The sequence below is a fragment of the Pseudomonas sp. GOM6 genome, from assembly GCF_029537485.1.
In the GTDB taxonomy this organism is placed as follows: domain Bacteria; phylum Pseudomonadota; class Gammaproteobacteria; order Pseudomonadales; family Pseudomonadaceae; genus Aquipseudomonas.
In genome coordinates, this window is the sequence record NZ_JARPUS010000006.1 from 45395 (window position 1) to 58653 (window position 13259).

Sequence of the window (13259 nt, forward strand, 5' to 3'; positions counted from 1 at the left end):
GCTCATATGGCCGGCAGTTGCTCCATGGGCCAGCGCGCCTGCACCTTGATCTGCGGGCCCTCGTGCTGGCCGGCCAACAGCCGTTGGGTCCCCGCGTAAGCGATCATCGCGCCGTTATCGGTGCAGAAGCGCGGACGCGCATAGAACACCTTGCCTTTCAGGCCCTCCAGCATGCTCTCCAGCGAGCGGCGCAAAGCCTGGTTGGCACTGACACCACCGGCGATCACCAGGCTGTTCAGGCCGGTCTGCTTGAGCGCGCGCTTGCATTTGATCGTCAGGGTATCGACCACCGCTTCCTGGAAGGCGCGGGCGATATCGGCCCGGGTCTGCTCGCTGGCATCACCGGCATCGCGGCACTGCTGCCAGGTATTGAGGGTGAAGGTCTTGAGGCCGCTGAAGCTGAAATCCAGGCCCGGCCGATCGGTCATCGGCCGCGGGAAGGCAAAGCGCCCAGCCACGCCCTGCTCGGCCAGCCGCGCAATTTCCGGGCCGCCGGGGTAGTCCAGGCCCATCAGCTTGGCGGTCTTGTCGAAGGCCTCACCAGCGGCATCGTCCAGCGACTCGCCGAGCAACTGGTACTGGCCGATGCCATCGACGCGCACCAGCTGGGTGTGGCCGCCGGAGACCAGCAAGGCGACGAACGGAAAGGCCGGCGGCTGCTCTTCCAGCATCGGCGCCAGCAGATGGCCTTCCATATGGTGCACACCCACCGCCGGGATGCCCCAGGCAAAGGCCAGTGCCTGGGCGCAGGAGGCGCCGACCAGCAGCGCGCCGACCAGTCCCGGACCGGAGGTATAGGCAATGGCTTCGATTTGCTCGCGCTCGACACCCGCTTCGGCCAGCACTTCGCGAATCAGCGGCAGCATACGTTTGACGTGATCACGCGAGGCCAACTCGGGCACTACGCCGCCAAACACCCGATGCTGCTCGATCTGGCTGAACAGCGCATCGGCCAGCAAGCCGCGCTCGCTGTCGTAAAGGGCGACACCAGTTTCGTCGCAGGAGGTTTCCAGTCCCAGCACCAGCATGGCGTGTGGCCTATAGAAGGGGGTCGATTCGAAGGCGCGGATAATAATCGCCGTCCGGCGGCCGGGCCAGCGCTTTTCGATCAGAGGCTTTGCATTCCGTAGCATGAGGCGTTAATATCCGCAGCCCTTGAAAACCGACGTACTCCCGTGCCCTTGCCGGATCGCGTCGTCCATTCGGTAAAACAGTGAAGGTACGACCTGGATGCCAGCCGTCAAAGTTAAAGAGAACGAACCCTTCGACGTAGCTCTGCGTCGCTTCAAGCGCTCCTGCGAAAAGGCCGGTGTACTGGCCGAAGTGCGCAGCCGCGAGTTCTACGAGAAGCCCACCACCGAGCGCAAGCGCAAGGCAGCTGCCGCTGTTAAGCGTCACGCCAAGAAAGTGCAGCGCGAACAGCGCCGCCGCGAGCGTCTGTACTGAGTTATCAGTCGCGCCGCTAAAGGCTTCCGCACTACCCGGCTTCGGCCGGGTTTTGCATTTCTGACTCCGCTTCGCCATTCGGCGATGACCGGAGTTTTTTCGTTTATGCTGCCGCCTTTCTTCTCCAACACTGACGAACCATGGCCGGTCTGATTCCCCAGTCCTTCATCGATGACCTGCTCAACCGCACCGACATAGTCGAGGTGGTGAGTTCGCGCATCCAACTGAAGAAGGCCGGCAAGAACTACACGGCCTGCTGCCCTTTCCATAAGGAGAAGACCCCCTCCTTCAGCGTCAGCCCGGACAAGCAGTTCTACTACTGCTTCGGCTGTGGCGCCGGCGGCAATGCTCTCGGCTTCATCATGGATCACGACAGCCTGGAGTTCCCCCAGGCCGTCGAGGAACTGGCCAAGCGCGCCGGCATGGATATCCCCCGCGAGGAAGGTGGACGCGGGCGAACGCCGCGACAGCCGGTCGACTCGCCACTCTACCCACTGCTCACCGCCGCCGCCGACTATTACCGCCAAGCCCTGAAGAGCCACCCGACGCGCAAGTCGGCCGTGGACTACCTCAAGGGCCGCGGCCTCTCCGGCGAAATCGCCCGCGACTTCGGCCTGGGCTTCGCCCCACCCGGCTGGGACAACCTGAACAAGCACATGGCCGGCGACAAGCTGCAGCAGAAAGCCATGATCGACGCCGGCCTGCTGATCGAGAACGCCGAGAACGGACGCATCTACGACCGCTTCCGCGATCGCGTGATGTTCCCCATCCGCGACAGCCGCGGCCGCGTCATCGCCTTCGGCGGCCGGGTACTGGGTGACGACAAACCCAAGTACCTGAACTCGCCGGAAACCCCGGTCTTCCACAAAGGCCAGGAGCTCTACGGCCTCTACGAGGCACGCAAAAGCAACCGCGATCTCGACGAGATCATGGTGGTCGAAGGCTACATGGACGTCATCGCCCTGGCCCAGCAAGGCCTGCGCAACGCGGTGGCCACCCTCGGCACGGCGACCAGCGAGGAACACCTCAAGCGCCTGTTCCGCCTGGTGCCCAGCGTCCTATTCTGCTTCGATGGCGACGGCGCCGGACGCAAGGCCGCCTGGCGCGCCTTGGAAGCCACCCTGCCCAACCTGCAGGACGGCCGCCGCGCGCGCTTCCTGTTCCTGCCCGAAGGCGAAGACCCGGACACCCTGGTGCGCAGCGAAGGCACCGACGCCTTCCGCGCGCGCATCAACCAGCACGCCCAGCCACTGGCCGACTACTTCTTCCAGCAGCTCTCGGAAGAAGCAGACCCGCGCTCGCTGGAAGGCAAGGCACACCTGGTGACCCTGGCCGCACCGCTGATCGACAAGATCCCCGGTAATCACCTGCGAGCCCTCATGCGCCAACGCCTGTCGGAGATCACCGGCCTGTCCGGCGAGATGCTGCAGCAGGTCGCGCAAAGCGCGCCACCCGCGCCCACTGCGGGCCAAAGCCATGAGCCGCCAGCCGACTACGGCCATTATTACGACGCCCAGCCGGAATATGGCGATATCGCCGACTATGCCGACCATATCGAGCCACCCGCTGAAGCCTACGAACAGAAAAAAACCTGGCAGAAAAGCGAAGGCAAACCCTGGAAGAAGGATGGCGACTGGAAAAAAGGTGGCGACTGGCGCAAAGGCTCGCGAGATAACGCCCCGCCGCGCAAGCCGGTCAATGTCGAATCACCGACCCTGACCGCCCTGCGAACCCTGCTACACCATCCAGAGCTTGCACAAAGCGTTGAAGATGTCAGCCATTTCGCCGACGAAGGCGACACTTACGCCCAGCTCCTGGTAGCGCTGGTCGGCACCCTGCAGAAAAGCCCCAAGCTGCGCTCACTGCAGCTCATCGCCCGCTGGCACGGCACCGATCAGGGGCGCCTACTGCGCGCACTGGCCGAAAAGGAGTGGCTGATCGAAGGCAGCAATCTTGAAAAGCAGTTCTTCGACACCATTACTACACTTGCCACTAATCAGCTGCAAAAGCGCCGTGATCAACTGCTGCGCAGCGTCATGCACAAAAGCCCCAGCGAACTCAGCGACGAAGAAAAGACTCTACTGAGAGAACACTTCAGCCAGAGCCTCTCGACCGGCGACAAGAGCCAAACTGGCGCCTGAGCCCCAAATTCAGGTATAATCCTCGGCTTATTTTTAGCCCGCCAAGACCTTCAGTGGATAGGGTGTTATGTCCGGAAAAGCGCAACAGCAATCTCGTTTGAAAGAGTTGATCAGCCGTGGTCGTGAGCAGGGTTACCTGACTTACGCCGAGGTCAACGACCACCTGCCGGAGGATATTTCCGATCCGGAACAGGTGGAAGACATCATCCGCATGATCAACGACATGGGGATCAACGTATTCGAGAGCGCTCCGGATGCGGATGCCCTGTTGCTGGCCGAAGCTGACACCGACGAAGCCGCAGCCGAAGAAGCTGCCGCTGCGCTGGCGGCAGTAGAGACCGATATCGGCCGCACCACCGACCCAGTGCGCATGTACATGCGTGAAATGGGCACCGTGGAACTGCTGACCCGCGAAGGCGAGATCGAAATCGCCAAGCGTATTGAGGAAGGTATCCGCGAAGTCATGGGCGCCATCGCCCACTTCCCCGGAACCGTCGACAGCATCCTGGCCGAATACCAGCGTGTTACCAGCGAAGGCGGCCGCCTGTCCGACATCTTCAACGGCTACATCGACCCGGATGACGGCAACCTGCCGGCCGAGGAAGTCGAGCCCGAGCTCAAGGAAGCTGCCGCCGAAGAAAAGGACGACGAGGAAGAGGACGAAGACGGCGATAGCGATTCCGATGACGAAGGCGATGGCGGCCCGGACCCGGAAGAAGCCGCTCGCCGTTTCGGCGCCGTAGCCGAGCAGCTGGAAAAGACTCTCAAGGCCCTGAAAAAGCATGGCCGCGGCAGCAAACAGGCGACCCAGGAGCAACTGACCCTGGCCGAACTGTTCATGCCGATCAAACTGATCCCCAAACAGTTCGAAGCCCTGGTCGACCGTGTACGCGGCTCGCTGGAGCAGGTTCGCGCCCAGGAACGCGCCATCATGCAGCTGTGCGTGCGTGATGCCCGCATGCCGCGCGCCGACTTCCTCAAGCTGTTCCCCGGCAACGAAGTGGATACCACCTGGGCCGCCGGTCTGGCCAAGGGCAAGGCCAAATACGCCGAGGCCATCGCCAATGTGCAGGCCGATATCCAGCGCTGCCAGGAAAAGATGATCGCCATCGAGGCCGACGCCGGCCTGGTGATTGCCGAGATCAAGGACATCAACCGCCGCATGTCCATCGGTGAGGCGAAGGCCCGCCGCGCCAAGAAGGAAATGGTCGAGGCCAACCTGCGCCTGGTGATCTCCATCGCCAAGAAGTACACCAACCGCGGCCTGCAGTTCCTCGACCTGATCCAGGAAGGCAACATCGGCCTGATGAAGGCGGTAGACAAGTTCGAATACCGCCGCGGCTACAAGTTCTCGACCTATGCCACCTGGTGGATCCGCCAGGCGATCACCCGCTCGATCGCCGACCAGGCGCGCACCATCCGTATTCCGGTGCACATGATCGAGACCATCAACAAGCTCAACCGCATCTCTCGCCAGATGCTCCAGGAAATGGGTCGCGAACCTACCCCTGAAGAACTGGGCGAGCGCATGGAGATGCCCGAGGACAAGATCCGCAAGGTCCTGAAGATCGCCAAAGAGCCGATCTCTATGGAGACGCCGATCGGCGACGACGAAGACTCGCACCTGGGCGACTTCATCGAGGACTCCACCATGCAGTCGCCGATCGAGGTGGCCACCGTGGAAAGCCTCAAGGAAGCCACCCGCGAGGTCCTGGCCGGGCTCACCGCTCGCGAGGCCAAGGTCCTGCGCATGCGCTTCGGCATCGACATGAACACCGACCACACCCTTGAGGAAGTCGGCAAACAGTTCGATGTCACCCGTGAGCGCATTCGCCAGATCGAGGCCAAGGCACTGCGCAAGTTGCGCCATCCGACGCGCAGTGAGCACTTACGCTCCTTCCTCGACGAGTGATAACGAAAACCCCGACAAATTGTCGGGGTTTTTTGTTTTCCTGCGGGCTACACTGCAAGCAGTCAATGGCGTTACCGGAATCACCGCATGTCGCGTCTGCTGGCCATTCTTCTGTCGTGTCTGGCGTACTGGATGCAGCCTGCGGCGGCGCTTGAGCTAAGCCCAGAGGAAGAAGCCTGGCTCGCCGAAAATCACCCGATTCGCCTTGGCATAGACGCATCCTGGCCACCCTTCGAGTTTCGTGACGCCAGCGGTCGCTACAGCGGCCTCAGCGCCGGCTATGTCCAGCTGATCGAAGAGCGACTCAAGCTCAGCCTGACACCTGTTGAACCCAAGAACTGGAGCGAAGTGCTCGCCAGTGCCAGGAGCGGCAAGTTGGACCTGCTGCCAGGCGTGATGTCGACCCCGGAACGACAACGCGACCTGATCTTCACACGCCCCTACCTGGATTTCCCGATTGTCATCCTGGCCCACCGGGACGGTCCGCAGCCAAGCAGCATGCAGGACCTTTACGGCCTGAAGATTGCGGTCGTCAAGGATTATGCTCCCCACGAACTGCTGCGCAACCGCCACCCGGACCTCAGCCTACTGCCCCTGCCCAGTGTCAATGCCGCGCTACAAGCGCTGGCTTCCGGCCAAACCGACGCCATGGTCGGCGACCTCGCCTCCAGCGTCTGGAGCATGCGCCAGCTGAAGCTGGAGGGTGTGCAGATCAGCGGCGAAACACCCTACCGCTACCAGCTGGCCATGGCGGCGCCGAAGAGCCAGGCCGTGCTGATCGGCATACTCGACAAGCTGTTCGCCGACCTCAGCACGCAAGAAATCGAGGCACTGCAGGAGCCCTGGATAGGCGGCGTGCTCGATCGCCGCCAAGTCTGGCGCCAAGCCCTGCTATATGGGCTCCCCGCACTACTGCTGGTGCTGGCTGTACTGGCGATTGTTCTGCGCATCAACCGCCGCCTGCGCCAGGAAATGCAGGAGCGCCAGGCACTGGAAGAGCTATTGCGCACCAGCGAACAGCATTATCGAGGCTTGATCGAGAGCCTCTCGGCCATTGCCTGGGAAGCCAACCCTGAGAACTTCCAGTTCACCTATGTATCGCCGCACGCCGTGAAACTGCTCGGTTACCCGCTGACAGACTGGCTCCAGCCTGGTTTCTGGCAGCGCACGATACACCCTGATGACCTGCCCACTGCGCTGGCCAGCTGCGGACGTCTGCAGGAGCAAGTACGTGACCATGAAATCGAATACCGCATGCTCGACAGCCAGGGCAAGACGGTCTGGATACGCGACATCGTCACCCTGTTCCGGCGCGACGGACGCCTGGTCGCACGCGGCCTGATGATCGACATCAGCGCCGCCAAACAGGCTGAGCAGGCGCAGCGACTGTCCGAGGAGAAGTTCGCCTCGGTGTTCCACAACTGCCCCGACATCCTGGTCATCGCCCGCCGAACAGACGGCGTGCTGCTGAGCGTCAACCATACCTTCGAGCAGCAACTCGGCATCCCAGCCGCCGAAGCAGTCGGCAAAACGGCAACACAGCTCGATATCTGGGGCCATGCCGGCATCGGCCCACTGCTGCTCGACCGCCTGCAAGAGCAAGCATTGAACAATATCGAAATGCCGTTTCGCCGACGCAACGGCGAACCCTTCACCGCACTGATCTCGGCACAGCACATCGCACTGGATGGCCAGCCTGCACTGGTCGTGGCCGTACGCGACATCACTCAGCTCAAGCAAACCCAGCGGCAACTCAAGGTGTCCGAGGAAAAATTCGCCAAGGCCTTCCATGCCTCGCCGGACGGCATGCTGATCACCCGCCTCAGCGATGGACAGGTGCTGGAGGCCAACGAGGGATTCAGCCGCATTACGGGCCACGACTACCAGCAGGCGATTGGCCGCACCACCGCAGAACTGGATATCTGGGTAGACCCCAACGACCGCCTGCGCATGATCGAACAAGTCAGCCGTCAGGGCATGGCCCGGGATTTTCGTGCCTGGATCTACAACAACCGGGGCCAGCGCCGCCTGGGCGAACTGGCAGCGCAGCCAATCACCATCGACGACGAACCCTGCATGCTGACCATCGCTCGCGACATTACCGAGCGCGAACAGATGCAGGAGCGCCTTCACCAGGCCGCGACCGTATTCGAAAGCACCGCCGAGGGGGTCATGATCACCGACCTCGAACAGCGTATTACCGCCGTCAACCGCGCCTTCACCGACATCACCGGCTTTACCGAAGCAGAAGCTCTGGGCCAGACCCCGCGCCTGCTCGCCTCCGGCAAGCACGACAGCGCCTTCTACGCGGCCATGTGGCACCAACTGGCTGCCGAAGGCCACTGGCAGGGAGAAGTGTGCAACAGGCGCAAGAATGGCGAGCTCTATCCGGAGTGGCTGACCATCAGCGCCGTACGTGACCAGAGCGGCCAGATCACCCACTTCGTCGGCGTGTTTGCTGACATCAGTTCACTCAAGCAGGCTCAGGACAGGCTCGACTACCAGGCCCACCATGACCCGCTGACGGGCCTCCCCAACCGCATGCTGTTCGAAAACCGCCTGGACAACGCGCTCAAGGACGCCCGCGCCGACCACCAGTGTGGCGCCGTGCTGTTCCTCGATCTGGATCGTTTCAAGCACATCAACGACAGCCTCGGCCATCCGATTGGCGACCAACTGCTCAAGGCCATTGCCCTGCGCCTGCGCGAACAACTACGCGACATCGACACCGTCGCCCGCCTGGGCGGCGACGAATTCATCGTCCTTCTTCCCGGCCTGCACCAGCCGCGTGATGCCGAGCGCGTCGCCACCAAGCTGCTGGCCTGTTTCGGCGCGCCCTTCCAGGCCGATGGCCATGAATTCTTCACTAGCGCCAGCATCGGCATCAGCCTGTTCCCCCAAGACGGCAACGACGTGCCTACCCTGATCAAGAATGCTGACGCGGCCATGTACAGCTCCAAGGCCAAAGGCCGCAACCGTAGCGAGTTCTATACCCGCAAACTGACCTTCCAGGCCACTGAGCGCATGACCCTGGAGCTTGAGCTGCGCCGCGCCATCGAACGTGACGAGCTGAGCCTGTATTACCAACCCAAGCTGTGCCTGCGCAGCGGCAACCTGGTTGGCGCCGAGGCCCTGTTACGCTGGCACCATCCGGTGTTCGGCGAAGTCCCACCGGATCGCTTCATCCCCCTGGCCGAAGACAACGGGATGATTCTGCAACTGGGCGACTGGGTGATGCAGGAGGCCTGCCGCCAGATGCGCCAATGGCAGGACAGCCACGCACCCTTTGGCCCGCTCTCGGTCAACCTGGCCGGCTGCCAGCTGCGCCAGCCGCAGCTGACCGAGCGCATCACGGGCATGCTCGAAGACTTCGGCCTGACCGCCGACAAGCTACAGCTGGAGATCACCGAGAGCTTCATCATGAATCAGGCCGAAGAAGCCCTGGCGATCCTGCACGAACTCAAAGCCCTCGGCCTGCAGCTGGCCATCGACGACTTCGGCACCGGCTACTCTTCACTCAGCTACCTCAAGCGCCTGCCGCTCGACATCCTCAAAATCGACAAGTCCTTCGTCCACGGCTTACCCGGCGACCCCGATGACGCCGCGATCACCCGCGCCATCCTCGCCCTGGGCCGCAGCCTGCAAATGACCGTGATCGCCGAAGGCGTAGAAACCAAAGCTCAGGAGCTGTTCCTCACCAGCGAAGGCTGCGAGCAGATCCAGGGCTACGTGGTCAGTCGCCCCCTGCCCGCCGAATCCTTCGCCAGCAACTTTCTTGGCCCCTTGCCGATTGGCAGCACGGAAAACGCGCCGGTATAATCCGCCGCTCCTTCTGAGGGCCTATAGCTCAGTTGGTTAGAGCAGAGGACTCATAATCCTTTGGTCCACGGTTCGAGTCCGTGTGGGCCCACCAAATAGATTGATCATCGAGACCAGCCATTGCGCTGGTCTTTTTGTTTGCCGCCATGTCGGCCGGCGGAGGCAGGACCTCTGATGCTGGACGCAAGAGGCGGGATCAGTGGTTGCTCGGCACCGTCTGGCCTGCGCGTTTTTCGCGGTACATGGCGGTGTCGGCGTGTTTGAGCAGGGTTTCGATCTGCTCGCCGTGTTCGGGGTAGTGAGCGATACCGATGCTGGGGACGATGCGCAGGGGATGGCCGTCGATGTTCAGTGGGCGGCCCAGTTCCTTGCGTAGTTTGGCGGCGATCTTGTCGACGCTCTCCGGCGCCTCGATATTCTCCAGCAGCAGGACAAATTCATCGCCGCCGATGCGGGCCACCGAGTCGGCTTCGCGTACGCACTGTTGCAGCCGCAGGGCGACTTCCTGCAGCAGGCGATCGCCGACGGTATGGCCACAGGTATCGTTGACCTGCTTGAACTTGTCCAGGTCGAGAAACACCAGGCTGAACCGGCTGCCGTTGCGACGAGCACGGGCCAGGGCGCTGTCGATGCGGTCGTGCAGGAAGCCACGGTTGAGCAGGCCGGTCAGTTCGTCGTGACGCGCCATGCGCTGCAGGCGCTCGTACAGGCGCTTGCGCTCGATGGCAGTGGCGACCTGGGTCGAGACGAACTGCAACAGCTCGCTATAACGCGCCTCGTTGCTTGGGCTCTGCAGCACCAGCGCACCGATCACTCCGGCCTCCGACACCAGCGGCGCCCCCAGCCAGCGGTGACCGTCATTTGCCGCCATTTGCAGCGGCTGCCCCGTGCGCACCAGCTCCTGGCAGAGGGCCGTGGGCGGTGTGGCCTGGGTGTCCGCATGGTAGGGGAATTCCAGCTTGCCACTCTGGGTGTCGTAGAGCGCCACACAGAAGTCGCGGGCCGGCAGCAACTGGTCGACGATCTGATGCACCTGGCGGAACAGCGCCAGCAAATCCTGCGCCGTATGGGCCGCCTCGGAAATGCGGTAAGTCGCTGCCTGCAGGGCTTCCGCCTGCTTGCGTGCGGTGATGTCGCGGGCCACGCCGATACGCAATTGGTCGGCCTCGGACCAACGCGCCGACCACATGATATGCACCAAGTGACCCGCCTTGTGTACGTAGCGATTCTCGAAATGCGGCTGCACCTGCCCATCCATCACTGCGCGGGCGGTGGCCTGGGTACGCTCGATATCCTCGGGCGCGACAAAGTCGAGCATGCGCCGGCCGATCATCTCAGCCGGGGTATAGCCGAAAACACGCTCGCAGGCGGCGCTTACAAAGACGAAGTGGCCCTGGGCATCGACCATGCACACTGCATCCAGCAGCAGATCGAGAGCTCCGGCGAGGAAGGTACCGCTGTCACTTTTCATAACGTACTACGGGAACCAGTGCATGACGGCAGACTGCCACTAAGGGACAACTTAGCACGCCGCCACGCGGGTTCGTAGACCACCCACCTCAGTGCCCCCCGGCATTCAGGCGTTGCGCATGCCCCGTACATGCAGCACGCCGAACAGCAGTACCAGCAGACGATCCTTCCAGGGCTCGGCCTGGCGTTGCAGGCGGTTGTGCAGCAGGACAATCTCGAGCAGGTGCACGACCAGCAACGCCAGGGCGATCCAGTTCATGTACGGGCCGGCGAAGGGCAGGAACAGGTTGACCAGGGCCAGCAGCCAGTAGAGCGCCAGCACGCCTTTGGCGATTGTGAGCATGAATTACTTCCTTAACCTGTAGAGAACATGCGATCGCGGGTATTCGCGGCCGCCGCCGATACCAACTTTGTGCGCCAGTGGCGCGTTGAGCCGCTCGCACCGGCGCTGCGGCTCTAAGCCAGATTATGCAGCCGGACGGGTCGGTCTGGGTGTCATGAGCCAGCGGGGCATGGTCGTGCATCGCCACCTCGGTGAATTCCAGATCGAGGTACCTGACCACGCGCCGCTTCATCGCTCTACCCCTGCGGGGCGAGTTCAGCGCACGGTCAGGCCGAACGGTTCGTCGCTGAAGTCGAAGCAGGCGAGGAAGGTCTTGATATCCAGCAGGTTGCCATCGACCTTCACGTCGCCCAGCAGCGCGCCCTTGAGCAGGCCGCCCTCGCCGGTCAGCAGGGTCTCCATGAAGCGCTTGTCCATGGTCAGCTTGAGCGGGGTGCCTGCGGGAATGCCCTGGTGCAGCTGCACCACGCCGCGGCGGATCTCCAGGGCCCATTGCTCGTCGATATCGGGGAACTCGAAGCCCAGGGTCAGCTCGACGTCACCGGCCTTTTCCGGATCGATGCGGGTGATCCAGTTCTGCAGGAATATCTGCGGGGTGAAGTTGCGCACCATGTCCGGCGACAGCAGCACAGCGCGCATGGCCACGGCGCGGTCGCGGATGCTCTCGGCATCGAGCTTGCCTTCCAGCTCCATGGCGCTCATCAGGTACCAGTTGCGCCAGTTGATGTTCATGCTGGCGTAGCCGAGCTTGCGAAAGGCACGGGCCTTGATGTCGCGAGCCAGCGTGTCCTCGTTGTCCACGCGGATGGCGTAGCCGGAAAGCTCGGCGGCCCACTGGTAGTCGCCTTTCAGGTAAGCCTCGCCAGCGGCCAGCAGCACCTTGTCGCGGCCGCCCATCAGGGCGAGCAGACGCTCCGCTTTTTCGCGCGGCGGGGTTGGGTCGAGATCCACCGGATCACCATGGAACCAGCCCAGATAGCCGTTGTAGATCTGCCGCACGCTGTGTTTCACCGTGCCGTAGTACTCGCGCAGGTAGGGGGTGTAGCCGGCCAGATGCGGCGGCAGCTTGACCTTTTCCACCAGCTCGTCCGGAGTCAGGCCCTTGTTCATCCAGCGCACGCTCTGGTCGTGGATATAGGCGATGCCGTCGCGGGTCATGCGCAGCACTTCCTCGACCTTGTCCGCACCGCTCACCGGCTGGCCGTGCAGCGGCACCATGTAGTCGGCGCGAAACTCACGCAGCTTGTCCAGGCTGGCCACCCACTGCACCGGGTCGCGGAACTTGGTGCCGCGCAGGGTGTGGATGTTCGGCAGGGTCGGGCCCTGGTCGACCTCGGCGCTGATCAGCACGCGGTTCTGCGGCAGGAACAGGACGATCTCGTCCGGGGCCTCGCTGGGCGCATGGAGGAACTGCACCGGCAGGCCGGCGATGGTGGTGTCCAGTTTGTCCTTGAAGGTGATGGTCGGGGCGATGAAGGAGGACGGCTCGGGCACCACCAGCGGGCCGATGCCGGCGTTCATGTCCTTCGTATCTGCCGCCTCCAGGAAGGAGCCGAAGCTGTAGGCCGAACGCACGCCGAGGATCGGCCCGACCAGCGCGCCCTGGGCGACCACGTTGGCCAGCAGGCTCTCGTGGGCGTAGATCTGCACCTCGCCCTGCTCCACCTGCTCGCGGCTGACGAAGGCCTGCACACCGTTGATATGGTCCGGGTGGAAGTGGGTGTAGACCACTGCCTTGACCGGCTTGTCGGAGATCTTGCGGAACTCGGCCATGATCTTGCGCGACTCGCTGACCGACTCGCCGGTGTCGACGATGATCAGCCCTTCCGGCGCCTCGATCATGGCCACGTTGCCGAGCTGCCAGCCCACCGCCGAGTAGACGTTGTCGGCGATCTTGTAGACCTTCTGGCTGAACAGCTTGGTGTGTGCGGCCAGCTCGGCGTTGATCGACGGTTCGATGCGCTCGGCCGGCAACTCGGCCTGGGCGGTGAAGGGCAATGCGGCGGCCAGCAGCAGGCCGCTGAAGCGACTGAGAGAGGTCATGGCAGGACTCTTGTTCTTGGTGTGCTGGCAGATTGGCAAAAGAGCCTTGATACTTCCAATGCATTTCAATCGAAAAGGCAATGCA

8 protein-coding genes and 1 tRNA gene are annotated in these 13259 nt (G+C 62.9%); 5 read left to right on the forward strand and 4 right to left on the reverse strand.

Going from position 1 to position 13259, the window contains the following annotated elements; translation table 11 throughout:
* Nucleotides 1–2: 2 nt before the first annotated feature.
* Nucleotides 3–1028, reverse strand: coding sequence for a tRNA (adenosine(37)-N6)-threonylcarbamoyltransferase complex transferase subunit TsaD (gene tsaD / locus P7A97_RS08905; RefSeq protein WP_277689584.1), 1026 nt, complete (start codon nt 1026–1028; stop codon nt 3–5).
* 202 nt (nt 1029–1230) lie between these two features.
* Here tsaD and rpsU point away from each other — a divergent pair, with 202 nt between their 5' ends.
* The 5 genes from rpsU to P7A97_RS08930 all read left to right on the forward strand — a co-directional run bounded on the left by rpsU (nt 1231) and on the right by P7A97_RS08930 (nt 9412).
* Entirely contained in the window at nt 1231–1446 is a 216-nt protein-coding gene (gene rpsU / locus P7A97_RS08910) for a 30S ribosomal protein S21 (RefSeq protein WP_021702507.1), read from the forward strand.
* Between the two features lie 140 nt (nt 1447–1586).
* Nucleotides 1587–3587, forward strand: coding sequence for a DNA primase (dnaG, locus tag P7A97_RS08915; protein WP_277689585.1), 2001 nt, complete (start codon nt 1587–1589; stop codon nt 3585–3587).
* Between the two features lie 67 nt (nt 3588–3654).
* Nucleotides 3655–5499, forward strand: a complete 1845-nt coding sequence (rpoD, locus tag P7A97_RS08920) for an RNA polymerase sigma factor RpoD (RefSeq protein WP_277689586.1) — start codon at nt 3655–3657, stop codon at nt 5497–5499.
* An 87-nt stretch (nt 5500–5586) separates the two neighbouring features.
* Nucleotides 5587–9318, forward strand: coding sequence for an EAL domain-containing protein (locus P7A97_RS08925; RefSeq protein WP_277689587.1), 3732 nt, complete (start codon nt 5587–5589; stop codon nt 9316–9318).
* 17 nt (nt 9319–9335) lie between these two features.
* A tRNA-Ile gene (locus P7A97_RS08930) sits at nt 9336–9412 on the forward strand.
* 102 nt (nt 9413–9514) lie between these two features.
* Here P7A97_RS08930 and P7A97_RS08935 read toward each other — a convergent pair.
* The 3 genes from P7A97_RS08935 to P7A97_RS08945 form a co-directional block, all read right to left on the reverse strand.
* Nucleotides 9515–10789 (reverse strand): GGDEF domain-containing protein, encoded by a 1275-nt coding sequence (locus P7A97_RS08935; RefSeq protein WP_277689588.1) that lies wholly within the window; start codon nt 10787–10789, stop codon nt 9515–9517.
* 105 nt (nt 10790–10894) lie between these two features.
* Complete coding sequence (locus P7A97_RS08940; protein WP_277689589.1) at nt 10895–11131, reverse strand: DUF1145 domain-containing protein; 237 nt, start codon at nt 11129–11131, stop codon at nt 10895–10897.
* 255 nt (nt 11132–11386) lie between these two features.
* Nucleotides 11387–13174, reverse strand: coding sequence for an alkyl sulfatase dimerization domain-containing protein (locus P7A97_RS08945; protein WP_277689590.1), 1788 nt, complete (start codon nt 13172–13174; stop codon nt 11387–11389).
* Nucleotides 13175–13259: the final 85 nt, after the last annotated feature.

Excerpts from the sequence above, each read along its gene's own strand:
- P7A97_RS08925 (WP_277689587.1), top strand. The coding sequence starts at position 5,587 with ATGTCGCGTCTGCTGGCCATTCTTCTGTCGTGTCTGGCGTACTGGATG.
- P7A97_RS08935 (WP_277689588.1), bottom strand. The coding sequence starts at position 10,789 with ATGAAAAGTGACAGCGGTACCTTCCTCGCCGGAGCTCTCGATCTGCTG.
- rpsU (WP_021702507.1), top strand. The coding sequence starts at position 1,231 with ATGCCAGCCGTCAAAGTTAAAGAGAACGAACCCTTCGACGTAGCTCTG.
- rpoD (WP_277689586.1), top strand. The coding sequence starts at position 3,655 with ATGTCCGGAAAAGCGCAACAGCAATCTCGTTTGAAAGAGTTGATCAGC.
- dnaG (WP_277689585.1), top strand. The coding sequence starts at position 1,587 with ATGGCCGGTCTGATTCCCCAGTCCTTCATCGATGACCTGCTCAACCGC.
- tsaD (WP_277689584.1), bottom strand. The coding sequence starts at position 1,028 with ATGCTGGTGCTGGGACTGGAAACCTCCTGCGACGAAACTGGTGTCGCC.
- P7A97_RS08940 (WP_277689589.1), bottom strand. The coding sequence starts at position 11,131 with ATGCTCACAATCGCCAAAGGCGTGCTGGCGCTCTACTGGCTGCTGGCC.
- P7A97_RS08945 (WP_277689590.1), bottom strand. The coding sequence starts at position 13,174 with ATGACCTCTCTCAGTCGCTTCAGCGGCCTGCTGCTGGCCGCCGCATTG.